This window comes from Ensifer adhaerens (genome assembly GCF_020035535.1).
In the GTDB taxonomy this organism is placed as follows: domain Bacteria; phylum Pseudomonadota; class Alphaproteobacteria; order Rhizobiales; family Rhizobiaceae; genus Ensifer.
The window spans coordinates 2,766,422-2,792,269 of record NZ_CP083350.1; the positions used below are offsets into that span (position 1 = coordinate 2,766,422).

At 61.5% G+C, this 25,848-nt stretch carries 21 protein-coding genes; 8 read left to right on the top strand and 13 right to left on the bottom strand.

The genetic code is table 11. The features are described 5' to 3' along the window. The first annotated feature begins 172 nt into the window (after positions 1–172). Positions 173–985 carry a MerR family transcriptional regulator gene (locus tag LAC81_RS32655; protein WP_223728758.1) on the top strand — a complete coding sequence of 271 codons (813 nt, stop codon included), beginning with the start codon at positions 173–175 and terminating at the stop codon, positions 983–985. Here the strand turns inward: LAC81_RS32655 and LAC81_RS32660 are convergent. The 4 genes from LAC81_RS32660 to fba form a co-directional block, all read right to left on the bottom strand. Beyond that, positions 982–1,194: a hypothetical protein gene (locus LAC81_RS32660; RefSeq protein WP_223728759.1), complete on the bottom strand. Its 213-nt coding sequence runs from the start codon at positions 1,192–1,194 to the stop codon at positions 982–984. The two genes, LAC81_RS32655 and LAC81_RS32660, sit on opposite strands and share 4 nt — an antisense overlap. A 238-nt stretch (positions 1,195–1,432) precedes the next feature. Next, entirely contained in the window at positions 1,433–1,645 is a 213-nt protein-coding gene (locus tag LAC81_RS32665; RefSeq protein ID WP_113535135.1) for a hypothetical protein, read from the bottom strand. Continuing rightward, entirely contained in the window at positions 1,642–2,757 is a 1,116-nt protein-coding gene (locus LAC81_RS32670; protein WP_223728760.1) for a DUF2092 domain-containing protein, read from the bottom strand. The genes LAC81_RS32665 and LAC81_RS32670 overlap by 4 nt, the downstream gene beginning before the upstream one ends. Positions 2,758–3,452: 695 nt before the next feature. Then, positions 3,453–4,496, bottom strand: coding sequence for a class II fructose-bisphosphate aldolase (gene fba / locus LAC81_RS32675; protein WP_113535133.1), 1,044 nt, complete (start codon positions 4,494–4,496; stop codon positions 3,453–3,455). 768 nt (positions 4,497–5,264) lie between these two features. Between fba and LAC81_RS32680 the strand changes: the two genes are divergently transcribed. The 4 genes from LAC81_RS32680 to LAC81_RS32695 are packed head-to-tail and all read left to right on the top strand — an operon-like array spanning position 5,265 to position 10,566. After that, on the top strand, positions 5,265–6,863 hold the full coding sequence (locus tag LAC81_RS32680) for a peptide ABC transporter substrate-binding protein (protein ID WP_113535132.1): 1,599 nt from the start codon (positions 5,265–5,267) through the stop codon (positions 6,861–6,863). Positions 6,864–6,916: 53 nt separating this feature from the next. Beyond that, on the top strand, positions 6,917–7,840 hold the full coding sequence (gene oppB, locus LAC81_RS32685) for an oligopeptide ABC transporter permease OppB (protein ID WP_113535131.1): 924 nt from the start codon (positions 6,917–6,919) through the stop codon (positions 7,838–7,840). Further along, positions 7,833–8,963: an ABC transporter permease gene (locus LAC81_RS32690; RefSeq protein ID WP_223728761.1), complete on the top strand. Its 1,131-nt coding sequence runs from the start codon at positions 7,833–7,835 to the stop codon at positions 8,961–8,963. Before oppB ends, LAC81_RS32690 begins: the two co-directional genes overlap by 8 nt. A 1-nt stretch (position 8,964) precedes the next feature. Next, complete coding sequence (locus LAC81_RS32695) at positions 8,965–10,566, top strand: ABC transporter ATP-binding protein (RefSeq protein WP_223728762.1); 1,602 nt, start codon at positions 8,965–8,967, stop codon at positions 10,564–10,566. Between the two features lie 85 nt (positions 10,567–10,651). Here the strand turns inward: LAC81_RS32695 and LAC81_RS32700 are convergent, their stop codons facing one another. Together LAC81_RS32700 and LAC81_RS32705 are read right to left on the bottom strand one after the other, a co-directional pair. Then, the gene (locus tag LAC81_RS32700) at positions 10,652–12,010 is read right to left on the bottom strand and encodes a sigma-54-dependent transcriptional regulator (RefSeq protein WP_223728763.1); all 1,359 of its coding nucleotides are present in this window, start codon (positions 12,008–12,010) and stop codon (positions 10,652–10,654) included. Then, the gene (locus LAC81_RS32705) at positions 12,007–13,833 is read right to left on the bottom strand and encodes a sensor histidine kinase (RefSeq protein WP_223728764.1); all 1,827 of its coding nucleotides are present in this window, start codon (positions 13,831–13,833) and stop codon (positions 12,007–12,009) included. Before LAC81_RS32705 ends, LAC81_RS32700 begins: the two co-directional genes overlap by 4 nt. A 239-nt stretch (positions 13,834–14,072) precedes the next feature. Here LAC81_RS32705 and LAC81_RS32710 point away from each other — a divergent pair, with 239 nt between their 5' ends. Beyond that, positions 14,073–15,002, top strand: coding sequence for a VOC family protein (locus LAC81_RS32710; protein WP_113535126.1), 930 nt, complete (start codon positions 14,073–14,075; stop codon positions 15,000–15,002). Between the two features lie 156 nt (positions 15,003–15,158). Next, positions 15,159–15,761, top strand: coding sequence for an alpha/beta hydrolase (locus LAC81_RS32715; RefSeq protein WP_223728765.1), 603 nt, complete (start codon positions 15,159–15,161; stop codon positions 15,759–15,761). Between the two features lie 78 nt (positions 15,762–15,839). On the opposite strand, the gene LAC81_RS32720 is transcribed toward LAC81_RS32715, so the two are convergent. From LAC81_RS32720 to LAC81_RS32750, 7 genes are all read right to left on the bottom strand, one after another. Beyond that, positions 15,840–16,952, bottom strand: a complete 1,113-nt coding sequence (locus LAC81_RS32720) for an ABC transporter permease (RefSeq protein ID WP_223728766.1) — start codon at positions 16,950–16,952, stop codon at positions 15,840–15,842. Position 16,953: 1 nt separating this feature from the next. Further along, on the bottom strand, positions 16,954–18,102 hold the full coding sequence (locus LAC81_RS32725) for an ABC transporter permease (protein WP_223728767.1): 1,149 nt from the start codon (positions 18,100–18,102) through the stop codon (positions 16,954–16,956). Beyond that, positions 18,099–19,829 carry an ATP-binding cassette domain-containing protein gene (locus LAC81_RS32730; protein WP_223728768.1) on the bottom strand — a complete coding sequence of 577 codons (1,731 nt, stop codon included), beginning with the start codon at positions 19,827–19,829 and terminating at the stop codon, positions 18,099–18,101. The genes LAC81_RS32725 and LAC81_RS32730 overlap by 4 nt, the downstream gene beginning before the upstream one ends. Next, a complete protein-coding gene (hlyD, locus tag LAC81_RS32735) occupies positions 19,826–20,833 on the bottom strand; it encodes a secretion protein HlyD (protein WP_223728769.1) in 1,008 nt (335 codons plus the stop codon). The genes LAC81_RS32730 and hlyD overlap by 4 nt, the downstream gene beginning before the upstream one ends. Then, positions 20,830–21,534: a CerR family C-terminal domain-containing protein gene (locus LAC81_RS32740; protein WP_223728770.1), complete on the bottom strand. Its 705-nt coding sequence runs from the start codon at positions 21,532–21,534 to the stop codon at positions 20,830–20,832. The genes hlyD and LAC81_RS32740 overlap by 4 nt, the downstream gene beginning before the upstream one ends. 213 nt (positions 21,535–21,747) lie before the next feature. Next, complete coding sequence (locus LAC81_RS32745) at positions 21,748–23,100, bottom strand: sensor histidine kinase (protein WP_223728771.1); 1,353 nt, start codon at positions 23,098–23,100, stop codon at positions 21,748–21,750. Then, on the bottom strand, positions 23,097–23,771 hold the full coding sequence (locus tag LAC81_RS32750; RefSeq protein WP_223728772.1) for a response regulator transcription factor: 675 nt from the start codon (positions 23,769–23,771) through the stop codon (positions 23,097–23,099). The genes LAC81_RS32745 and LAC81_RS32750 overlap by 4 nt, the downstream gene beginning before the upstream one ends. Before the next feature lie 272 nt (positions 23,772–24,043). Between LAC81_RS32750 and LAC81_RS32755 the strand changes: the two genes are divergently transcribed. Beyond that, positions 24,044–25,759, top strand: coding sequence for a phosphoethanolamine transferase (locus LAC81_RS32755; protein WP_223728773.1), 1,716 nt, complete (start codon positions 24,044–24,046; stop codon positions 25,757–25,759). Positions 25,760–25,848 lie beyond the last annotated feature (89 nt).

Consider the following 25,848-nt stretch of genomic DNA (forward strand, 5'->3'; position numbering starts at 1 on the left):
TGGGAAGTGGTACACCTTTCACAGTCGATTGCAAATCAAATTTGGTGATCGAGACACCACGGCCGCTGATGCGGCGTTCTTGTCAGATCTTGATCGCGACGGCTAAGGTTGCGAACACACCGGAATTGCACGGATTCGGGCAGCGCCGGTGGGCGATAAAGGGAAATTTGGAATGGGCGCAGTGCGCTACAAGGTCGCCGAGGCGGCGCGATTGGCGGGGGTTTCTGCCTCGACGCTGAGGCTTTGGGAAACGCAAGGCCTCGTCGTGCCGGAACGATCCCCGACAGGGCATCGGCAATATACGGAGAGCGATCTTGCGAGGTTGAAGCGCATCTCCTGGTTCCGCGTCGAGCGTGGGCTGAACCCTGCGGCGATCCGCGAGGCGCTCGAAGCGGAAGGCGCGGCCGAGGATCAGTCCGGTACGGCAGCAGTTGACAGCGCCGACAACCAGGTTGGCCGCAAGCTGAGAAGCCTGAGGCACGCAGCCGGCAAGACGCTGGAGCAGGTGGCCGGCGATATCGGCATCGCCGCATCGGTGCTGTCGACGCTCGAGCGCACCTCGCAGGGCGTCTCGGTCGCCGTTCTGCACAACATAGCGGAGTACTTCGGAACCACCGTTTCCAGTCTCTCCGGCGAGGAGGAGGCGGATGCGCGCGCCGTGGTTCGGGCTGGCGAATGGCGGACATGGCCGCGCACGACGCCCGGCGTCACCGTGCAGTTGCTGGCCGATGGCCGCAACCAGATGGACTGCCACCGCTTCGTGCTCGAGCCCGGCGCTTCCAGCGAGGGCGCCTACCGGCACGAGGGCGAGGAATTCGTCTATGTTCTCTCGGGTCGCGTCGAGTTCATCCTCGACAGCGACCAGTTCTATGATCTCGGCATCGGCGACTCGCTCTACTTCGAGAGCAAGCGGCGCCATGCCTGGACGAACCGCCACGACGGTGAAACCGTGCTGCTTTGGGTCAACACGCCGCCGACGTTCTAGCGGCCATCGGGCCGGCTGACGCTGGGCCGCCTCTCCATCTGGCGCTCACGCCTCCACAGCCCTACCTGGTTCTTGCGTGTCAGCGATGGGGGCAAGCGCAACGTCTTCTGGAACCAGATAACTTTGTCGATCATGCGGTCGAGCAGGTCTCGCTCGATCCGCAGCACCGGTTTTCGGCAGTCGGCCAAGACTTCAAGATTGTCGATCATTGCACGAAGTCTTCCCATTCGGGTGTCGCAGTATCAAGCGCACGCGCCCCTCAGAAGAGGATCTGCTCTACGACGAGCGCGAAGAAAGGGATGACAGAACAACCCGATGGCTTCGAAGAGTTCGGCGAGATCATGATCCCGCAGCGGTCTTCGTTGACCTCGTCAAAGCGTGCCAATCCTCTTCTCGTGAACAGGACAAGCTGATCACGGAACACCAGAGGATCGGAATTGCCATTGCCTAGCAGTAATAGACACCGGCGGCGCAACGCCGCGTCGTCCGGCGAGCAACGCCGGCGACGCTAACCGGTGTCAGCGGACGGCCGACTCTGGCAATGGCGGGAGAGACGAAGCTGGGGAGCGCTATACTCAGCGCTTCGCCCGTCAGGTCGCCAATGAAGAGCGCAGCGGCCAAAACGAGCCAGATGATTCCAGTGCGTTTGCAGAAGCTCATTTTTTATCTCCCACAACGAAATTATCCGGCATTTCACTCAGATTCTGCTTGAGGTCTTTCACGTCGGCCTTTTCGGCGTTGGTCGTGTTCTTGAAGGCGAAATCATCCGCGGGCACACCGTCGCCAGTTTTCCAGTCCCTGATCTGGATGCTGTATTCCGGCCCACCCTTGACCTTGCTGGAAGTGATGACCAACCGGCAGGGGTACGGTTGATCGCCCTGTGCGACCCAGATCTGGAAGTCCACGTCGTCCTTGCGAAAAGCCAGTGAATCGCACTCCTTGCCGTTCACGAAGCCGCTTCCCAGGTCCTTGGAGTCATAGACGCCCTTCATCAACTCCTCATATGAATTGGTCATCAGCAAGTCGGCAGCCGGCAATGGCAGGCCGTGCTTGTCCTTCAACTCGTCTATCAATTGATCGACCGTTCCATGCATTTCCACCTGCGTGTACTTGTTGACGTTCTTCCCGAGAAGGGTGAGCGTTTTGCCGTCGAACAAGGTCTCGGTATCGACAAACCCGCCGGAGCGGGTCGTATGCACCCGGTCTGGCCGGCTAAGGTTCACGGTGCCGGAACTCGATAGCCCAAGCTTCTGGTCTGAACTGGTGACAACCTGAAGGTTGGAGTCATAGCTGAACGACAGGGTCTTCTGGGCAGCCAGATAGTCCGACATGGATTTGAGCAGTTTTTTGGCTTCCGGCGCGTCGGTAACCCGAATGAGTTCGACCCGACGGTTGCGAGTTCGACCTTCAGCCGTGTTGTTGCTGGCAACTGGCATAGTCTGACCTGCACCGGAGGCGATCAACCTGTCGGCGGAAACTCCTCTTTTGACAAGCGCCGCCTTGATCATGTCAGCACGTTCTTGCGAAAGACGTTGGTTGGTTTCCGCGTTGCCGCTCGCATCGGTGTGGACGATAATTCTCAAGCTCCAGTCGGGAAACTTCTTGAGCACGGCCGCAACGTTATCAAGAAGCTGTTCTGCGCCTGCCCGCAAGGTGGACTTTGCTATGGCGAAGCGCAGGCCAGGCATGTCGTACTGTTCTCTTGTCTGTAGTGCCTGCTCCAAGGCTTCCTTGCTGTGCTGCATATTCGCGCCGCCCGCGTCCTTGGCCAAGGACGCACATGGCGCGGCGGAAAGGATAAGGAGTGCCAGCGCTCCTCGGACGAGGCGTCTCCTGATCGATGTGTCTTCTCTGATTACCCTGCGGACGTTGAGGGGTTTCCCGTAGTCAGGCAGGTTGGCTGGCGCACTCGACATCGCAACGATCCTTCTCAAGTTGCTGAGAATTAAATTACAATGCACTTGCAACGCTAGTGGCGTGGAATTCTTGAGTCTCGCTGGCCGTTTGGGTCGGCCTACGCGAGTCAAGGGATCAGTTCTCAAGGTCCCAGATGCAACTGTCGGTCCGCCATCACCGACCAGGCAGCGGCCGCTGGAAGACGGGCCTCTGCTAGGGCAGAGGCTTGAGATGCAGTGTGGTCGTCACGCCTCCGAAGCAACCACAGCCGTGCATGGTACATCTGCCGGATTGGCGCGCAATTCATCCTATCTGATTAGGGAAAAGCCAGCGCAGCTACAGGCATGAGTAGTAGCGCTTAAGCTTGTCCAACGACTGTCCGCGACGTTTGTTGCCGATTGACCCGAGGTGTCCGGCCGCACGGCTTGCGGTTTGAGCCTTCTGCCGGTCTCAGAAAAACCGCCGCAAAAAGATCGGCGCGCGCCCCGTTTCCGGAGCGCGCGCCGATCTGTGTCTCATTATCCAGTTGCCCTTGTCTGCTGTCGCCGAAGAGGGCTGGCGGATTTATGGATCAGGCAGCGGCGTAGCGCTTTGCCATTTCCGGCAGGCGCAGCGTGCGGATCTTCGATGCCTTGCCGGCGGTGCGGAAGGCTTCGAAACGCTCCTTGCAGACCTCGGTCATCAGCGCAGTCGCCGGCTTCAGGTAGGTGCGCGGGTCGAAGTTTTCCGGGTTCTCGGCGAAGTTCTTGCGGATCGTGCCGGTCATGGCAAGGCGCAGGTCCGTGTCGATGTTGACCTTGCGCACGCCGAGCGGGATCGCCTTCTGGATTTCCGATACCGGAACGCCCCAGGTCGGCTTCATCTTGCCGCCATAGGTGTTGAAGAGGTCCTGCAGATCCTTCGGCACGGACGACGAGCCGTGCATGACGAGGTGGGTGTTCGGCAGCTTCTTGTTGATCTTGGCGATCGTTTCGATCGACAGGATGTCGCCATCGGGCTCGCGGGTGAACTTGTAGGCGCCGTGGCTGGTGCCGATCGCAACAGCGAGCGCGTCAACGCCGGTCTTGGTGACGAAATCGAGCGCCTGGTCCGGGTCGGTCAGAAGCTCTTCGCGCGACAGCTTGCCTTCGAAGCCGTGGCCGTCTTCCTTGTCGCCGGCGCCGGTCTCGAGGTTGCCGAGGCAGCCGAGTTCGCCTTCGACCGAAACGCCGGCCGCATGCGCGATCTTCACCACTTCTGCAGTGACGGCGACATTGTAGTCATAGCTGGCAACGGTCTTACCGTCCTTCTCCAGCGAGCCATCCATCATGACGGAGGTGAAGCCGTTGGTGATGGCCGAGATGCAGGTCGACGGCTGGTCGCCATGGTCGAGGTGCAGACAGACGGGGATATGCGGGTATTCTTCGGCCGCGCCCAGGATCAGGTGCCGCAGGAACGCATCGCCTGCATAGGAACGGGCGCCGCGGCTTGCCTGAAGGATCACCGGACTGTCGGTGGCATCGGCGGCGCGCATGACGGCCTGAATGTATTCGAGATTGTTCACATTGAACGCCGGCAGCGCGTAATCGTTCTCCGCCGCATGGTCGAGCAGTTGCCGCAATGTGATCAATGCCATTCGCTATTCTCCCTTGGTGTTCGGCGCAGCCATCTTCGGTGCACCACAAAAACAATCCGGCACGAAGCGCCGCATGAACATCATCGCAGGCAGGCGATGGCCGGAATATCCGTGCGGCGTGACGGCGCGCGCGAATTGGTCGCGCCCACCGAAGTCAGGCGCACAATAGTTCATCGAAGTGGTTTGACAACCGGGCAAAAGGCAGGTTGCCAGAGGTCGAAACTCGCTTCAATCGATTTTACTGTGGACTGGATGCAACACCCCTGGAGTGAACTGGTTTCACTTTCTGGTGGTGCCTCCGAGGGGAGTGGGACAAGAGTAATCAACGCAATCTGGGCGTGTTTCTTTTGCACTGCACACCAGTCGGTCGGGTGTGAGATAGAAACGATTTGTCGACAGGAAGTGAGTGGGTCGCAAGAAGATTGCGGCGAACGGCGCCATTCTTTGCGCACATTACGTAAACTGCCGGCAAAATTCACAAACTTTGCATAGGCGATGATTCGAGGCCGGCTCCGGGCGGGTTTTGTCGACAAAATTTGCCGACCTAAAACGTTGCAGGAGATTTCCCGAAATTGCCCTGCTTCCGTCATATGTCCGTCGCAAAGGCGACGAAAAGAATCGCAAACGAAATACAACCTATGGGATAGAAGGAATTCTGTCCTATAGATAAAGATGCAGACAGCCGCAGAATCCGCCTTGCGTTTGAAGAAGATTTGCACTTCTCTCCTGCGATCACAAACCCAAAACAAGGGGAAGGAGAGAAACAAAATGGCTTCACTCAAACTCAACCTGCGCGCTGCCGCACTGATCGGCTCGCTGCTCATCGGAGCAAGCCCGGCACTCGCCGAAGCTGTCCTGCATCGTGGCAACGCAGGTGAGCCGCAAACGCTTGACCAGCACCACACCTCGATCAACATCGAAGCGTTCATCCTCAAGGATCTCTACGAAGGCCTGACGATCTATGACGCCTCTGCAAAGATCGTCCCGGGTGTCGCTGAGACGTGGGAGCTTTCGGACGACGGTACGGTCTATACCTTCAAGCTGCGCGCCGATGCAAAGTGGTCGGATGGTTCGCCGGTAACCGCCGAAGATTTCGTCTTCTCCTTCCGCCGCGTTGAAGATCCGAAGACCGCGGCCGGCTACGCCAACATCCTCTTCCCGATCAAGAACGCCGAAAAGGTCAACAAGGGCGAAGTGCCGACCGACCAGCTTGGCGTGAAGGCGATCGACGAAAAGACGGTCGAAATTACGCTTGAGCGTCCGACCCCGTTCTTCCTGGAACTGCTCGCGCACCAGACCGCACTTCCGGTCAGCAAGGCAAGCGTCGAAAAGAACGGCGCAGACTTCGTCAAGCCGGGCGTCATGGTTTCGAACGGCGCGTTCACGCTCCAGGCCCACGTTCCGAACGACAGCCTGACCGTCGTCAAGAACGCCAACTACTGGGATGCGGCCAACGTCAAGCTCGACAAGGTCATCTTCTACCCGATCGACGACCAGGCGGCTTCGGTTCGCCGCTTCGAAGCCAAGGAAATGGACCTAGTCTATAACTTCTCGGCCGACCAGATCGACCGCCTGCGCACGTCCTACAACGACCAGGTCCACGTGTCGCCGTCGCTTGCGACCTACTACTACGCATTCGACACCCGCCAGGAGCCCTATAGCGACGTTCGCGTTCGTCAGGCCCTTTCGATGGCTGTCGACCGCGACTTCCTTGCCAAGGAGATCTATGCCGGTTCGCAGCTCCCCGCCTATTCGATGGTTCCTCCGGGCATCGAAAGCTACGGCGAGCCGTCCAAGGCTGACTTCGGCACGCTGTCGCAGCTTGACCGCGAAGACAAGGCCATCGCCCTGATGAAGGAAGCTGGCTACGGCGAAGGTGGCAAGCCCCTCAATATCGAGCTGCGCTACAACACCAACCCGAACCACGAGCGCGTGGCGACGGCTGTCGCCGACATGTGGAAGAACACCTTCGGCGCCAAGGTGTCGCTGGTGAACCTCGACGTGTCCTCGCACTACGCCTACCTGCAGGAAGGCGGCAAGTTCAACGTTGCCCGCGCCGGCTGGCAGGCTGACTATGCGGACGCCGAGAACTTCCTGGCGCTCAGCGTCGGCTCAAACAAGACCTTCAACTACGGCCATTTCGAAAACGCTGAATTCGATAGCCTGATGAAGAAGTCCTACGACGAGCAGGATCCGGCAGCTCGCTCCAAGCTGCTGCACGAAGCCGAAGCGCTGCTGATGAAGGAACAGCCGATCGCTCCGCTTCTGACCCAGGCCGACCTGTGGCTCGTTGCCAGCCGCGTCAAGGGCTGGGCGGACAATGCTCCGAACGAGCACCTGAGCAAGTTCCTGAGCATCGCCGAATAACGAACTGAGACGACGCGCGGCCTCTCGCCGCGCGTCGTTTCCGGAGCACGTCCATGATTTCCTTCATCCTTCGCCGATTGGCGAGTGCGGTGCCGACGTTGTTTATCGTCGTCACCATATCCTTTTTTCTGATGCGGTTCGCCCCCGGGGGCCCCTTCAACCTCGAGCGTCCCCTTCCGCCACAAACGATGGCGAACCTGATGAAGACGTATCAGCTCGACCAGCCCCTTTGGCGCCAATACACGCACTATCTCAGCAATGCGGTGACCGGCGACTTCGGCCCGAGCTATGTCTATAAGGACAACAACGTCGCCGAGTTGATCGGCAAGGGTCTGCCCTATTCGATGGAGCTCGGCTTCTACGCGCTGCTGCTTGCACTTATCGGCGGCGTGACCGCCGGTACGATCGCCGCGCTCAGGCAGAACAGCATTCTCGATTTCGCGATCATGTCGGTCTCGACCATGGGCGTCACCGTGCCCAACTTCGTCGTCGGCCCGGTGTTGACGCTGGTCTTTGCGATCGTGCTCGCATGGCTGCCGGCAGGCGGCTGGGGCGACGGATCGCTGCGCTTCCTGATCCTGCCGATGATCGCGCTGGCGCTGCCGCAGCTTGCGGTGTTTGCGCGCCTGACGCGCGGCTCGATGATCGAGGCTTTGCATACCGACCATATCCGAACGGCCAAGGCCTACGGTCTGCCGTCACGCACGGTTGTCGTCACCCACGCCATGCGTGGCGCGATGCTGCCGGTCGTCTCCTATCTCGCGCCTTGCGCTGCGGCCCTTCTGACCGGCTCGGCCGTCGTCGAGACGATCTTCACCATTCCTGGCGTCGGTCGTTACTTCGTCCTCGGCGCGATCAACCGCGATTACACGCTGGTGATGGGCACGGTTATCCTCGTCGCCATCTTCGTCATCGTTTTCAATCTCCTGGTCGACATTCTCTACGGCCTGCTCGATCCGAGGGTTCGCCATGACTGATATCGCCCAGACCCCGGTGCTGACACCGGAAACGAAGGGGCGAAGCCTCTTCCAACTCGCCGCCATGCGCTTCCGGCGCAACCGCGCCGCAATGGCCGGCTGCTTCATGCTGGCGCTGATCGCGCTGTTCTCGTTCCTCGGACCGCTCTTCGTTCCGCACACCTATGACCAGGTGTTTCCGTCCTACGTCTCGATCAGCCCGAGCCTCGATCCGCGGCCCGATACGTCCACGCTTCAGGACGTTATGGAAGGCGTTGCCACGCGAGCGCGCGTCACGCTGAAGGAGTTCGCCGTCGAGGGCGAGACCTTTACCGCGACGATCACCTCCGAACAGCCGATCGACGCACGCGCCACGCGCTATTTCGATCGCGCCAACGAGTTTCGTGACACCCAGGTAGTGGCAACGGAAGACGACGGGAAGACGCTGAAGGTCACCGGTCAGGTCGACCGGGAGTATTTCCCCTTCGGCACCGACTCCAACGGCCGCGACCTCTTGGTCCGCGTCATGCTCGGCGGCCAGATCTCGATCGCCGTCGGCCTGCTCGCCAGTCTCGTGTCGCTCGGCATCGGCGTCGTTTATGGCGCGACTTCGGGCTATATCGGCGGCCGCGTCGACAACGTCATGATGCGTCTGGTGGAGATCCTCTACTCTCTGCCCTTCGTCTTCCTCGTCGTCGTGCTCGTCGTGTTCTTCGGCCGCTCGTTCATCCTGATCTTCCTGGTGATCGGTGCGGTGGAATGGCTCGACATGGCCCGTATCGTGCGTGGCCAGACACTTGCGCTCAAACGCCGCGAATTCGTCGGCGCCGCGCAGGCACTCGGTCTTACCGACTGGCAGATCATCCGCCGGCACATCATCCCCAACACGATCGGTCCGGTCATCGTTTTCGTGACCGTCGTCGTGCCCAAGGTGATCCTGCTCGAGAGCTTCCTCTCCTTCCTCGGCCTTGGCGTTCAGGCGCCGCTGACGAGCTGGGGCGCGCTGATCTCGGAAGGCGCAAACAACATCCAGTCGGCGCCGTGGCTTTTGATCTTCCCGGCCATCTTTTTCGTCCTGACGCTGTTTTCGCTGAACTTCGTCGGCGACGGCCTGCGCGACGCGCTCGACCCGAAGGATCGCTGACATGGCAGATACCAACGAAACCATCCTGGCCGTTCGCGGACTCAAGGTGAACTTCTCGACGCCTGACGGCACCGTAGAAGCGGTCAAGGGCATCGATCTCGACGTACGCTCAGGCGAAACGCTCGCAGTCGTCGGCGAATCCGGCTCCGGCAAGAGCCAGACGATGATGGGTATCATGGGCCTGCTCGCCAAGAACGGTGAGGTCACGGGCTCGGCAACCTACCGTGGGCAGGAGCTTGTTGGCCTGCCGCCGAAGGCCTTGAATCAGGTCCGCGGCGCGAAGGTCACCATGATCTTCCAGGAGCCGATGACCTCGCTCGATCCGCTCTATCCGATCGGACGCCAGATCGCCGAGCCGATCGTTCACCACCGCGGTGGCTCGTTCAAGCAGGCGCGGGCACGCGTGCTCGAACTGCTCGAACTTGTCGGCATCCCCGAGCCGGGACGTCGCATCGACAGCTACCCGCACGAGCTTTCGGGTGGCCAGCGCCAGCGCGTGATGATCGCCATGGCACTCGCCAACGAGCCTGATCTGCTAATCGCTGACGAACCGACGACGGCACTCGACGTGACGATCCAGGCGCAGATCCTCGATCTCCTGAAGTCGCTGCAGCAGCGCTTCGGCATGGCGATCGTGCTGATCACCCACGACCTCGGCATCGTCAAGCATTTCGCGGACCGCGTGGCCGTGATGCGCCGTGGCGAAGTGGTGGAAAAGGGCACAACGGCAGATATCTTCGAGCGGCCGCAGGCCGATTACACGAAGATGCTGCTTGCCGCCGAGCCCAGTGGTCGCAAGGCTTCGCCGCCCGACGGCGCGCCGATCATTCTCGAAGGTCGCGATGTCTGCGTCGATTACCAGATCGGCGGCGGACTGTTCAAAGGCGGCAAGTCGGTCTTCCGCGCCGTGGACAGCGTCAATCTGCGCCTGAAAGAGGGGCAGACGATCGGGGTCGTCGGAGAGTCCGGCTCCGGAAAATCGACGCTCGGCCGTGCGCTGCTGAGACTGCTGCCGAGCAGCGGTCACTATCGCTTCGGGACGACGGACATCTCCGGTTTCGACCGCGGCCAAATGCGGCCGTTGCGCCGCACCTTGCAACTCGTTTTCCAGGATCCCTACGGCTCGCTTTCGCCGCGCCGAACCGTCGGTGAAATCATCACCGAAGGTCTGCACGTGCATGAGCCCGAGCTCAGCCGCGCTGACCGCGACCGCCGGGCGTCCGAGGCACTCAAGGAAGTGGGGCTCGATCCGGCGTCGCGCAATCGCTACCCGCACGAGTTTTCGGGCGGCCAGCGGCAGCGTATCGCGATTGCCCGCGCGATGATCCTGAAGCCGAAGGTCGTCATTCTCGACGAACCGACCTCGGCGCTCGACCGCTCGGTGCAGGGGCAGGTGATCGAACTCCTGCGCGATCTGCAGCGCTCACATGGGCTCTCCTACATCTTCATCAGCCACGATCTTTCGGTGGTGAAGGCGATGTCGGACTATGTGATCGTCATGAAGAACGGCAAGATCGTCGAGGAAGGCGAAACTGACGCGATCTTCGAGGCGCCGAAACAGCCCTATACCAAGACGCTGATCGGCGCTGCCTTCAACATCTGAGACTTTGGACACATCGTTGACAGGGACGCGAGCGATCGCGTCCCTGAATTCATTTCTGCGCTTGGGGTTCGGATGCCGGCTGCGATCAGAGATCGCCGTCTGCGGGAAAGTCCGCGGCGACGAGCTTCTTGTCGAGCCCGAATTTCTGCATCTTTTCGTAGAGCGTCTTGCGCGAGATGCCGAGCGACTCATAAACCGGTTTCAGGGCGCCGCCGTGGGCCGCGATGGCGCTGGCGATCAAGCCTTTTTCATAGGCTGCCACCTTGTCGGCAAGCCGGCCGTTATCTTCCTTGGCTGCATCGTGCGGCGAGGCATCAAGCCCAAGCACCAGCCGTTCGGCGGCATTGCGCAGTTCGCGTACGTTGCCCGGCCAGTCGCGCTCTGCCATTTCCGCCAGCATGGCTTGTGAGACCTCGACTTCGTCCCGGCCGTAGCGCGCGGCGGATTCCCTGACCAATTGCAGAAAGAGCAGCGGGATATCCGTGCGGCGTTGTGCAAGCGAGGGAACACGAAGCGTCGCGACGTTGAGCCGATAGAGCAGATCGGCGCGGAAGCGCCCTGCGACAACCTCCTTTTCGAGGTCGACTTTGCTGGTCGCGATGAAGCGCACGTCGAGCGGCACGACTTCGTTCGATCCGAGCCGGGTGATGACGCGTTCCTGGAGGACGCGCAGGAATTTAGCCTGAAGGTCGAATGGCATCGAGCCGATCTCGTCGAGCAGGATGGTACCACCGCGACCATGCTCGAACTTGCCATAGCGCGGGCGGATGGCACCGGGAAAGGCGCCGGGCTCATGGCCGAAAAGCTCGCTCTCGATCAGGTTTTCCGGCAGTGCCGCACAGTTGATCGCAATGAAGGGGCTATTGGCCCGTGCGCTCAGATCGTGCAGCGTGCGGGCCAGCACCTCCTTGCCGACACCGGTGTCGCCGATGATCAGCGTGTCGGCGTCGGCGGCGCCGATCGCGCGAATGCGATAGCGCAGATCGACCATCACTTGGCTGCGACCGGGGAGCCGCTGCTCGATATCGTCGCGTTTGCCGGCCACGGCCTTCAAACGGCGGTTTTCCAGGACGAGCGCGCGCCAGTCGAGGGCCCGGCGGATCGTGCCGGCGAGCATCTGTGTCGCAAAGGGCTTCTCGACGAAATCATAGGCGCCTTCGCGCATCGCGCGCACGGCAAGCTGCACATCGCCATGGCCGGTGACGAGGATGACAGGCACTTCGGCATCGATCTCGCGGATCCGCTGCAGAAGCGTCATGCCGTCCATGCCGGGCATGCGGATGTCGCTGATGACTACGCCGGAAAAACTGAAGCTGATGAATTCCAGTGCGTGTTCGGCTGCCGCAAATGTCTCGACTCGAAAGCCCGCAAGTTCCAGCGCTTGCGCACTCGAATGGCGTACATCCTCTTCGTCATCGACGAGCAGGATCCGGCTCTCGATCATTCGGCAGCCTCCCGGGCATTGCTATCTTCGGCGGCAAGTTCGATGCGGAACTCGGCGCCACCCTCCGCAAGATTGGTGGCAACAAGGCTGCCGCCGAAATCCTTGATAATGTTATAGGAAATCGAAAGGCCGAGGCCCAGCCCCTTGCCGACGCCCTTGGTCGAAAAGAACGGATCGAAAATGCGTTCGGCAATCGCCGGCGGGACGCCTGGTCCCCGGTCGCTGACGGTCAGCAACACCTTGCCGCCATCCTGTCTAGCTCGTAGGCGAATGGTCCGGTCTTCAAGTCCCTCGACGGCATCTGCGGCGTTCGAGATGACGTTGACGAGCACCTGCTGCAGGCGCACCGATCCGGCGCGAACGACGAGCGGCTGATCGCCGAGATCAATGTCGATGGTTGCTGACGCAGCCTTCAGCCGAACCGATACGATCTCCATCGTATCGCGCACCACCTCTTCGACTGGAACCGGCCCGAGCTTCTCGTTCGGTTTGCGGGCGAAGTTGCGCAGGTGCTTGCTGATCGCTGCCATGCGATCGACGAGGCCGGAGATCCGGCGGATGTTGTCACTTGCCTCGTCGGATCGACCGCGCTCGATCAGCAATGCGGCGCTGTCGGCATAGGTCTTTGCGGCGGCAAGCGGCTGGTTGAATTCGTGCGAGAGGGCGGCGGACATCTGCCCGAGACCGGCCAACTTGCCGGCCTGAATGAGATCGGCCTGTGTCCGGCGCAACTGCTGTTCTGTCAGGCGGCGCTCGGCGATCTCCTCTTCGATCTGGGCGTTGACGCGCGCGAGGTCGGCGGTGCGTTCGTCGACACGGCGTTCGAGTTCGGTCTGCGCTTCCGCCTGCATCGAGATGCGTTCGTTGAGCCGTGCGCGGCGTTGCAGGATGATGGCCACGCCAAGGCCGGCGAGACAGATCAACAGCAAAGCTGCGGCGACTGTGGTCAGCGCCTGCGTATGGGCGGAAGCCGTATCCACCAGCACGTTCACGGTCCAGTCGGCGTCCGGCATATATTGCGACAGCACGAGATATTCGCGGCTGGAGCCGCCGGAGGAAACGGTCATGAAGCGATGGCCTGAGGAGGTCCTGTCTGCCATGGGCAGCGGCTGTAGCGTGGCGTCGGCATAGCGCCTCGAGGCTTCGGTGCGCGCGAGCCGGTCTGGGGTCAAAGGCAGGATTGAGGAATAGAGCCAGTCCGGGTCGCCGGACATGAAGATGATGCCCTCGGGGTCGGAAACGAAGATTCTGTATTCACCGCCCTGCCAGGAGGCTTCGATGCTTTCGACATCGACCTTGAAGACGATGACGCCGCGGATCTCGTCACCGATCTGGATCGGCGAGCCAAAATAGTAGCCGCGCTTCAGCGACGTGGTGCCGAGCGCATAGAAGCGCGACTGCTGCCCGCGAAGCGCCTCCTGGAAATAGGGGCGATAGCTGAAGTTCTGGCCGACGAAACTCGTCGGCCCGTCATAGTTGCTGGCAGCGATCGTATCGCCGTCAGGCGTGATGACATAGATATCCGAGGAGTGAAGCAGCGCGTTGATGTCTTTCAGATAGGTGTTCACCGCCTCCCTCAGGCGCCGGTCGCGCGGGCGGGTGACCAGTTCCTGGACGTCTTCGTGATCCGCAATCAGCGCCGGCAGCGCCTGATAGCGGTTTAGGTGGCCATCGAGCGCGGTGACGGCGAGCCGGAGAGCAGTGGTGGCTTGAGCAGTCGCTTCGCGCAGATAGCTGTCGGTCGTGACTGCATAGCCTTTCCAGGCCAGTATGGTCGCAAGCAGCGGCAACAGCAGAAATCCAAGGGCCAAGCGATGTTTCACAGATGTCCGCGCGCCTCCTCGCGTGCTTACGACGACATGCCGCAAGGCGATCTTATGCACCGGCGCAACGGGCCACAAGCGCAGGGCTACCGGTCTCTCGATTGTTGACGAGTCAATTGCGCTGTCAATGTAATGTTGACAATGCGTTTGGCCTTGGTCGGCTTTCGCTGCGGCCCGGAAGAGCGCATCTATCTCCCAACGAAGCGCCCCGGTGGCGCCGGAGCGAAAGGATCACGGCAATGCTCAATCAGATCAAGGGTCTGCATCACGTCACTTCGATGGCCGACGATGCGCGCGAAAACAACCTGTTCTTCACCAAGTCGCTCGGCCTGCGCCGGGTCAAGAAGACGGTCAACTTCGACTCGCCGGACGTCTACCACCTCTATTACGGCGACGAAGCCGGCACGCCCGGTACCGTCATGACCTACTTCCCGTTCCCGAACATGCCGCGTGGTCGCGCCGGTACCGGCGAAGTCGGGACCACCGTGTTCTCCGTGCCCGAAGGTTCACTCGGCTTTTGGCGCGATCGCCTGACGGCTTCGGGTGTCTCCGGCCTCAAGGACGAAGAAACCTTCGGCGAGAAGCGCCTGAACTTTGCCGGCCCTGATGGTGACGGCTTTGCGCTCGTCGAGGTCAAGGATGATCAGCGCGCACCCTGGACGGAAGGCGGCATTTCGGCGGATCATGCGATCCGCGGGTTTCATTCCGCCGCACTTCGTCTTCGCGATGAAGGCGCTACGGCCGAACTCTTGAAGTTCATGGGCTACGAGGAGCTTGACCGCAAGGATGGTGTCACGCGTCTGATCGTGCCTGGCGGCAACGATGCGCGCGTCATCGACCTGGAGACGATGCCGAATATCGGCCGCGCTTCGCAGGGCGCCGGTTCGGTGCACCATATCGCCTTCGCCGTCGAAAACCGCGAAAAGCAGTTGGAGGTGCGCAAGGCGCTGATGGATACCGGCTACCAGGTTACCCCGGTTATCGACCGCGATTACTTCTGGGCGATCTACTTCCGCACACCGGGTGGCGTGCTGTTCGAGATCGCCACCAACGAGCCGGGCTTCGACCGGGACGAGGATCTCGCGCACCTCGGCGAGGCGCTGAAGCTGCCGCAGCAGCACAAGCACCTGCGTCCGATCCTGGAGAGCCACCTGCAGAAGATCGACTAATCGTCGATACAGATGGCTCGCCGTACCGGCGAGCCTTTGGCACCCTATGAAGATCGCTTCACTGTTTCGTCGAAACGGTGAATCCAACGCCTTGAAATCAGGCAGTTTCGGACTGAGGCTCTGGCCCGTTTCGAAGAACTGCTCCAGGAGACAAAAATGGTCGATTTTGGTTACGTCCACAAACTGAAGGCCGGCAAGCCCGGCCAGCCGATCTTCTTCGTCTTTCACGGAACGGGCGGAGATGAAAACCAGTTCTTCACCTTTGCGTCCGAGCTTCTGCCCGATGCGACGATCGTCTCGCCGCGCGGTGACGTCTCGGAGCATGGTGCAGCAAGGTTCTTCAAGCGCACGGGTGAGGGCGTCTATGACATGGCGGATCTTGCCCGGGCTACCGAAAAGATGGCCGGCTTCGTCAAGGCGTTGGCTACGGAGCACCAGGCTTCGCAGGTGATCGGCCTCGGCTATTCCAATGGTGCGAACATTCTCGCCAATGTGCTCATCGAAAAAGGCGTCTTCGACAAGGCGGTGCTCATGCACCCCCTGATCCCATTCCGGCCGAAGGACAATCCGGCGCTCAAAGGCCGTCGCGTGCTGATTACCGCGGGCGAGCGCGACCCGATCTGCCCGGCGCCGCTGACGCAGGCATTGGCCGACTATCTCCAGGGGCAGGGTGCGGCAACGCAGACGGAGTGGCACTCAGGCGGACATGACATTCGCCAGAACGAAATTGCTGCGATCACGCGCTTCTTGAAGGAATAGAACGTTTCCGGTTGGAAAGGGCCGATTGCGTAACTCCGACCGGAAATCCACTGCGCACCTTGGCTGGAGTTGCTCCGGTTACTCCAGTCGACGGCGGAAGAGCCAGGACGCGGCCGAGAGTGTGACGATGGCGATCATAGACAGTGGGATCGTCTGCCGCGCCACCTCGACCGCCGGTATGTCCTTGAGGAACACACCCTTCACGATCACGAGGAAATAGCGCAGCGGGTTGATGTAGGTGATCGGCTGCAGCCAGGTGGGCATGTTCTCGATCGGCGTCGCGAAGCCCGAGAGCAGCATCGCCGGCACCATGAAAAGGAAGGCGCCGAGGATCGCCTGCTGCTGCGTCATCGAAAGGGCCGAAATGAAGAGGCCGAGGCCGACGACGGAGGCGAGATAGAAGATCGCGCTGCCATAGAGCAGCAATAGCGAGCCGCGCAACGGCACCCCGAAAATGAAGACTGCCGCCAGGATATAGATGGTGATGTGGAAGAGACCAATCATCATTGGTGGGATCAGCTTGCCGATCAGGATCTCATGTGTCCTAAGCGGCGAAACCATGAGCTGGTCGAAAGTGCCGAGCTCGCGTTCGCGGGCGATCGACAGCGCGGTTACAATGAGGCCGATCAACAGCGCTATGCTCGCGACCAGGTTCGGCACCATGAACCATTGATAGGTGAGGTTCGGATTGAACCAGTTCCGCGCAACGACGGCGACTGCGCCGGAAGCCATGCGCTTCCCGGCCGGCGTTTCGGAGGCAAGCGTTCCGACGATGCGGCTCAAATATCCTGCAACGATCTGCGACGCGTTTGAGCGGCGCCCATCGAGGATGACCTGTACTTCGGCCGGCCGGCTCGCTTCGATCTCGCGCGAGAAGGTGGGGCCGATCTCGATCGCGGCAATGACGGTTTGCGTGTCGATTGCCGCGCGCACCTCGTCGGGGCTGTTGGTGAAGCGAATGCTGCGGAAAGTCGGCGACCCCTGGATCTCTTCAACGAGGTCCTGGCTCCAGTGGCCATTGTCGCGGTTCAGCACCATGACGTCGACATTCGTCACTTCGAGCGTTGCGGCATAGGAAAACACCAGCAGCTGCAGGATCGGCGGGACGATCAGCACCGTGCGTCCTTTGGGATCGCGCAGTACCGCCAGCAATTCCTTGACGATCAGTGCCTTCAGTCTTGTCCACCACATCTCAGCCAATCCTCTTGCGGGTGCTGCGGGCGGCGAGCGCGAAGAAAACGCAGCCGATCAGGAGCATGACGGCGATCGCCCGCGTGAACATCGGCCAGATGTCGCCGGCAAGGAACACGGTCTGCAGGCTCGGGATCAGATAGCGGGCCGGCACGACGAAAGTGATCCATTGAATGACCCTCGGCATCGAGTTGATTTCGAAGAGAAATCCGGAGAGCAGGAACGCCGGCAGGAAGGCAGAGATCAACGCGAGCTGCGAGGCGAGAAACTGGTTCTTGGTCGCCGCCGAGATCAGCAGGCCCTGGCCGAGTGCCGGCATCAGAAAGGTCGCCGACAGCGCATAGAGCGCTGCGACGGAGCCGCGGAAGGGGACGCCAAAGAGGAAGACGGCAAGCAGCACGCACAGCGTCATCGAGGTGAGGCCGAGGATGAAATAGGGTAGCAGCTTGCCGGCCAAGAGTTCGGCGGCCGAGACGGGGGTGGCCATCATCGCCTCCATCGTGCCGCGTTCCCACTCGCGGGCAACCACGAGCGAGGTCAGCAGTGTACCGACCAGCGTCATGACGATGGCGATCGATCCGGGTACGAGGAAGTTTCGGCTGGTCAGCTCCGGATTGAACCAGAAGCGCTGCTCGGCCGAAATTGCCGGTGGGCGTCCGGCTCCTTCGCTCAAGCGCTGGCGCTCCCAGTTGGCAAGGGTCGCTTGCGCGTAGTTCTGTACGAAGTTTGCGGTGTTGGGATCCGAGCCATCGACGAGCACCTGCACCGCCGGATGGCGTCCGGCAGAATAGTCCGCCGTAAAGCCGGCGGGGATCACGACAATGCCGCGCACGCGGCCGAGCACCAGATCCTCTTCGAAATCCCGTCGGTCGCGACCGACCGTCACCTTGAAATAGCGCGACGCCTGAAACCCGGCGGCGAGGTCTCGCGTCAGCGGCGCTTCCTCTTCTATGACGAGCCCGACGTGGGTCTGCGTCGTGTCGAGCGATACGCCATAGCCGAAGAGAAAGAGCAGGATCATCGGCAGCACGAAGGCAATCAGGATGCTGCTCGGGTCGCGAACGATCTGGTAGCTTTCCTTGCGCACTAGCGCGGCAAAGCGCCTGGCCCGGGTGGCACCGCCTTCTATGGTTGAGGACTGCGCGCTCATGCCGCCTCCTTTTCCTCCGACCCCTGAACCAGGGCGATGAAGGCATCCTCCATCGTCGGGTCCGGAAGCTTGTCGCCGGCGACCTGGGCCTTCAATTCGTCCGGCGAGCCGAGCGCGATCGACTTCCCGCGATAGATGAGGGAAATGCGGTCGCAATACTCGGCCTCGTCCATGAAGTGCGTGGTCACGAGCACTGTGACGCCCTTTTCGACCAGCCCGTTGATATGGGTCCAGAATTCGCGCCGCGTAATGGGGTCGACGCCGGAGGTAGGCTCGTCGAGAAACAGCGCTTCCGGCTCATGCAGCACGGCACAGGCAAGGGCCAGCCGCTGCTTGAGCCCGAGCGGCAAATCCTTGGCCGACATGTCGAGAAGGCGGCCGAAGGCGAAGATATCGGTCATCAGCTGGATACGCTCGCGTTTGCGCGCACCGGAAAGCCCGTAGACGCCGGCAAAGAAACTGAGGTTCTGCGCGACGCTGAGGTCTCCATAGAGCGAGAACTTTTGCGCCATGTAGCCGAGCCGATTGCGCGCCTCGGCCGCATCGCGGCGAAGATCAAAGCCCGCAACGCGGCCTTCGCCGGCCGAGGGTTTCAGTAGGCCGCAGAGCATCTTGAACGTCGTCGATTTGCCGGCGCCGTTCGGGCCGAGAAGCCCGAAGATCTGGCCGCGTGGAATGTCGAAGGTGATGTCGTCGGCGGCGGTGAAATCCCCGAAGCGTTTCGTCAGGCCGTGGGCCTCGATGACGGGCTTGCTGTCTTCCATTGCGAAAGGTGTCTGCGTTTCCGCCAATTTCGAGCGACCACGGGGACCGCCGCCGAGCATGTCGATGAAGGCATCCTCGAAGCGGGGAGGCGTGGTCGTCACCGCAGGCGTCGACGAGCCGTCGCCCGGTGTCGGCGGCTTGGTGTTGGGCTTCATCACCAGTCGGATCGCTTCACCCTGGATGACGCCGTCGACCACATCATCGTCATCGAGAAAGCGCGCGAGCTTCTGGCGTCGTCCATGCGCGATGCCCGAAACCTTGAAGACGCGTTCGGCGACGCGAGCGGTCAGTTCGGCGGGACTCCCGGCAAACAGGAGCTTGCCTTCGTTCAGCAGCAGCACACTGTCGCAGGCCTCGGCTTCGTCGAGATAGGCCGTCGACCAGACGACGCCGATGCCTTCGGCCGTCAGGTTCTCGACCATCTTCCAGAGGTCGCGACGGGAGATCGGATCGACGCCGACGCCCGGTTCGTCGAGGAGGAGCAGACGGGGCTTCCGCAGCAGTGCGCAGGCGAGGCCAAGCTTCTGCTTCATGCCGCCGGATAGCTTGCCGGCAAGGCGCGCGGTGAAGCGCTTGAGATCGGTGAATTCGAGCAGTTCGTCGAACGTCGCAGGACGCTCGGCGAGCGGCAGGCCGCGCAGATCGGCGTAAAGGTTCAGGTTCTCCTGAACGGAAAGATCCTCATAGAGGCCGAAGCGCTGCGGCATGTAGCCGATCGCCGCCTGGATGTCGGCCGCGTTGGTCACCGTGTCGAAACCGAGAACCTCGACCTTGCCGGCGTCCGGCACCATTAGCCCCGTCATCAACCGGATAAGCGTAGTCTTTCCCGCGCCATCAGGGCCGACGAGCCCGGTAATCCGCCCGCCCAGGATTTCGCCATCGATGTGGTCGAGTGCCGGCGGGGCATCGCCGAAGCGCTTGACCACGTCCGCGATCCGGACGAACGGTGTTTCGTCGCTCATCGTTTTGCCTCTGCGGCTTCGGGCAGGTGCACCGTCACCGGCATGCCCTGCCTGAGATCGGGACCCGGCTTGTCGACGACGATGCGCAGGCGGTAGACGAGATCGGTCCTAAGCTCCGGCGTTTCCACTGACTTCGGGGTGAACTCGGCGACAGGCGAGATAAAGCCCACCGTGGCCTTGTAGGGGCGATCCGGTGCAGTGTCCGAGGTGATCTCTACGGCCATGCCCGGATGCACCCGGCCAAGATCCGGTTCCGCGACATAGGCCCGGACCCAGACGGGTTCGTTCAGCGAGACGACATAGACCATGTCGGAGGGCGCGACGATTGCGCCGACTTCGCGAACTCGGGAGAGCACGGTTCCGGCATTTGGGGCGAGAAGGCGCGTGTCCGAAAGTGATGTGCGGGCGCTCTCGAGCTTGGCCTCGGCCGCCAGGACCTGTGCCTGAGCCGCCTCGATATCTTCGATCCGGCTCCCTTCTTCGAGGAGCGCCAGCGCCTCGCGGGCGGACGTGGCGCGCGCCGCGGCTGCCGCCCTGTTGGCGTTCGCCTCGTCGAGATTGGCCTGGGAAATTGTGCCGTTCGGCCGCAACTGCCGGGCGCGCTCATAGGCGAGGTCGGCATTTTGCAGGTCGGCGACGCGTTCGTCGTGGGCGGCACGGGCCTGGGCGATTTCGGTCGGTCGAGCGCCTGCCTTCAGTTTCGCGAGGCTAGCCTTGAGCGCGCCGAGTTCGGCTTCGGCTGCCGCGACTGCCTGTTCGAACGGCACGGCGTCGAGAGTTGCAAGGACATCGCCGGGCTTCACCGCGTCACCCTCATCGACCCCGAGGCTCGCGATGCGGCCATTGACGCGGAAACCCAAAGAGACCTGGCGGATATCGACATTGCCGTAGAGCACAGAGGTTCGCACCGTCTCGGTCCAGCCGAGCCGCTGGGGTACGTCGAACCACCAGCTGCCGGCGGTGGCGCCGGCGAGCAACAGAAGGGCGATTGCGGGCTTGTTCATGACCGCCCCTCCTTCGTGCCGCCCAGTGCGGCGACAAGTTCGGCGACGTGGCGACGCAGCATGTCGAGCTCGTCGGAGCCGACGGCCTGCCAGTTCATCTGCCGGAGCATGGCGGCATGGGCCATGCGGAAGACGAGGATGCTGCCGACGAAGGAGAGGGTCTTCAGGCGGACATGTTCGGATTGCGGCGGCTCACCGAGGATGGTTGCGACCAATCTGCCGGCCATGCCGATCATCGGACCCATGACATTGGAATAGACCCGTTCGAAAGCTTCGGTCGGCTCCATCTGTTCGCGAATGATGAAACGCGCCCAGCTCTCAGACTGCCGGCTGACAAAGATCGCGACCATGTGTTGTGCCATCTGGGTCAACAGCTCGCGGGCTTCTTCGGCCGACATTGCCTGGCCTTCGGCGTCGAGGCGGGCAAGGCGCTCGAGGATCACGTTTCTAAGAGCGCCGACGTGGCCGACGATAATCGACGCCAGGTGTTCCGCTGCGGCAATGTAGAGGCCTTCCTTGCCGCCGAAATAGTAGGGGATCGCCTGCAGGTTCACGCCGGCGGTTTCCGCAAGCATGCGTGTGCTTGCGCCATCGAAGCCGTAGCGGCCGAAGACATCGATGGAGCTGGCCAGAAGTTTCTCGCGCGTGACGTCGCCGCGGTCCTGTTTGGGTGTTTGGGTCGAGGTTTTGTTCTTCATCATGTCCTTAAATTACATCATTCCATTGATTAAGTCAATCGAATGAATTGTAGTGCAGGGCGCAATCGAAGTCGGATCACCGGAGTGTTTGCGGTCTCGCGATCGAGCGACGCAGAGGTGGGTATCGCCGTGCGGCGCAGGCAGGCGTTCACTGCGACTGAAGTGCGCGCACAAAAGGGAGGGGCATATCGGGCAGACCAGGCCGTTCGGCGATGCTTAGACTGCGGCTGAAAAATCAATCGAGATCTTGGTGCCGTGCTCCGGGGCGGTATCGATCGCGATGGTTGCCTGGTGCAGTTCGCTGATGCGGCGGACAATCTTCAGGCCGAGCCCGAGCTGGCCGGAACTCTTCACGTAGCCGAGGTCTTCGTGGTGTTCGGGCAGGTCGATAAGCCCCTTGCCATTGTCCTCGACCGAGACGACCGGGCCGGGACCGCACGCGAGAATGATGCGCGTGCCCGGAGGATTGTGCTTGACGGCGTTCTCGATCAGGTTGCGCAGCATGTTCTCGACCAGCGCCGGAATCGCCGTGACCGGCGGCGTGCCGTCGTCGAGGAATTCGAGCGACTTGTCGTGATCGAAGACAAACGGCGCGATCGCTTCGGCAACGGAGGCTCCGATCTGAGACAGGCTGGTGCGCTGATAGGCGGCGGGATCGACCGCGTCGGCCCGTGCCAGAGAGGTGAGCTGCTCCAGAATATGGGTCAGAGCGTCGAGGTCCCTTTCGGCGTTGCGGGCCCTAGGATCGTTGATGCGGCTCAATTCCATCTTGGCGATCGCGACCGGCGTCCGGATCTCATGGGCGATCGAGGACGAGAACAGCTTTTGCGATTGGACGAGATCGGCAACGCGCGTGAGCATGCGGTTGACCGCGGTGACCAGCCGCGCGATCTCCTGCGGCATCCGCGTCACCGGCAGGCGCGCGTTGCCGTCGCGCGGGTCCAGTGCGTCGGCTGCCTGAGCCGCCATCGCCACGGGCTTCAGTGCGCTGCGAATGGACCAGATGGTGGCGCCAATGACGAGGCAGAACATCAGCGTCATCGGCACGATCATGGAATCGAACATCTCGTGCAGCAGGGCCCCATACACGAAGCCGTTCGGATCGTTGAGGATCGCAAGTTCGATGAGCACGGTGGTGCCGCCCCGTTCAAAGGTCTGGCCACCGGCGACACTAAAGGGCTTGCCCGGGGCGATCAGCCGCTTCCAGAACTGCGGCGCATCAACGCCGACGGGCAGGAAATGTTGCGCGCATTCGCTGGTGCAGTTCGAATAGACGATGACGCCCGCGGCCGTGCGGATACGAAGGAAGATCGAACCGTCGTCGTCATGGCGGTCCTGATAGCGCTCGCGCATCTCATGATTGGGTTCATAGGTCACGACGCCATTGCGGACTTGAACATAGGCCGCGAGGTTCTCGGTTTCCTGCTGGAGCATGAGGACGCTCAGTTTGTCGTCGTCGAACCAGTAGTCGGCGAGGACGACGCCGATCTGGATGGCCATGGCAACCAGCGAAAAGGCGATGATGCGGCGGGCGACGATGCCGATCAGCGACGGATTCCGGGGTTTCATGAGGCGCGCCTGAGCAGATAGCCGATACCGCGTACGGTCTCTATCTGCACACCGGTGTCAAGCGGCTGCAGGCGCTTGCGCACGCGCGACACCGCGAGCTCAAGCGCATTGGGCGTGACTTCCTGGCCATATTCGGAAAGCGCCGTTTCGAGCTTGCGCTTTGGCACCACGCGCCCGACTTCGCGCATCAGGATTTCCATCAGCGACCGCTCGCGCGGCGGCAACGGCACCACGGCGCCGTCGCAGGTGAGGTCTGCAGTCGCCGGATCATAGCGCAAGGCACCGGCCTCCAGCACGGGCTGCACGGCCTGCGGATTGCGACGGAGCATGGCGCGGCAGCGGGAGAGAAGCTCCCGATGATGGAACGGCTTTACCAGATAGTCGTCGGCGCCGGCATCGAGCCCGGCTATGCGTTCGTCAACGGATCCCTTGGCAGTGATAATCAGCACCGGCAGTCCGGGGTAATCGTGCCGGAGGCGACGAAGCAGGGATAGGCCGTCGCCATCGGGCAGACCGAGATCGAGCAGCACGAGGTCGTGCTCCCGCCCGGCGATAGCCGTTTCGGCGTCCGCAACGGTTGAAACGGAATCGAGGCGCCAGCCAGCGTCCCGCATGGTTTCTCCGACCAGTTCTACCAGTCGCGGACTGTCTTCAACCAGGAGCAGGCGCATTGAATCGTCTCGATATTACAGGGGCCGCTGTCGACCATATGGGCTTTCGCGTGGACTGCCAACTCCCGGTCGCAATACCCACCACCGCGTGCATAAACCCATCGATGAGCAATCTTGACGGGGTTTGGACAGGTTGCACGTCGTATCTCGACCGGTGAGGGGGAGGCTGCAACTGAACAGGTGGCCGTATCGCGGTCTCCGCTTCGACTGAAATGCCTGCGCCTGTATCGATCATCTCGGATGTGATACAGTTGCGGCCGGAGACGACTGCTTTGACATTTTTGAGAATTCGTCGGCCAGAGATTGGTGGTATCGCTCTGAGCGCGCTCGTTAGCGCCTATCTGCTTGTCGCCACCAATAAATCCTTCTGGACACATACGCTTGCCTATTTCAACGATTCCGTCGTGGCGCTCGTATCCTTCAGCGTGGCGCTTTGTATGCTGACTTTTGCCGCGTTCACGATGGCTTCTGTCAAATATGTGATGAAGCCTGTGTTGATCTTCTTCATCATGGTGTCGGCGTCTGCCTCCTACTTCATCGACACATTCGGCGTCATCATCGACAAGGACATGATCGGCAATGCGGCTGTGACGACACAGGCGGAAGCTGGCCACCTTTTGACCGGCAGCCTGGCGATACACCTGCTGCTCTACGGCCTGCTGCCTTCGCTTCTCGTCATCTGGCTCAAGGTCCGTCGTCGGCCCTTCCTCGCGAATGCGGCCGTCAATCTTGCGGTGATCATCCCCTGCCTCATCGTCAGCGGCGGGCTCGTCTATGCGAATTTTGCGAACGTCGCCTACGTCATTCGCGAGCACAAGGACCTGATGAAGCGGTTTAATCCGACAGGGCCGGTCTCGGCGGCCGTACGGTATGCCGCTTCGACGTACAAGGAGCGCAACATCGTCGTGCAGCCCCTTGGCACCGACGCCCGTCAGGGCCCGCGGATTGCGGCGGCCGGCAAGCCGGTGGTGGTCGTCGTCGTTGCCGGCGAGACCGCGCGGGCAATGAACTTCTCCTTGAACGGCTACGGGCGCGAGACCAATCCCGAACTGAAGGCCCTCGGCGTCGTCAACTATACCGATACCACAAGCTGCGGGACAGCAACGGCGACCTCGCTACCGTGCATGTTCTCCGTCTATCCGCGCAGTGAATACAGCGACTGGAAGGCGCGTTCTACGGAAAATCTGATGAACGTGCTGACACGTGCAGGCGTCGCGACCACCTGGTGGGACAACAACACCGGCAGCAAGGGCATTGCCGATCTCATCAACTTCGCCAGCATGACCAACCAGAAGAACAGCCCGCTCTGCAAGAACGGGGAATGCCTGGATGAAATCTTCCTCGGCGAACTCGACAAGAAGCTTCAGGCGACCACTTCCAACAGCGTGATCGTCCTCCACCAGCTCGGTAGCCACGGCCCTTCCTATTATCTGCGCTACCCTGAAAGGTTCCGCCGGTTTACGCCGGATTGCCGCACGCCGGAGCTGATGAAGTGCTCGGTCGCCGAGATCACCAACGCCTACGATAACACGATCCTCTACACCGACTACGTGCTGGCAAGTGTCGCGCGTCTGCTGGAGAAGCATCAGGACCGTGTCGCCGGCGCGATGATCTACATGTCCGACCACGGCGAGTCGCTCGGCGAAGACGGCATCTATCTGCACGGTGCGCCGTACGCCATCGCCCCGCGCGAACAGACGCAGGTGCCGTTCGTCGCCTGGTTCTCGAAGCCCTATCAGGCGGCCATGGGGGTCGACACGGCCTGTCTTGCCAAGGACACGGCACAGCCCAAGTCGCACGACAATCTCTTCCATACCGTTCTCGGCATGATGAATGTCGAGACCAAGGTCTACAAGCAGGACCTCGACGCATTCGCGAATTGCACGAGGAAGCAGCCGGCAGGTGGCCCGGCATTCCAGTCCGCTGATACCGCCAAAGACCTGCCAGCCAATACGGTGCGCCCCGCCGCCTCTCCAGGCGCACTGTGATCACAATCGCGACCGCGGTCGCGATTTTTCTGCGGCTCACGGAACAAAAGCGCGTTTCGACGCTTCCTTGCATAGATGTCCTCGATACG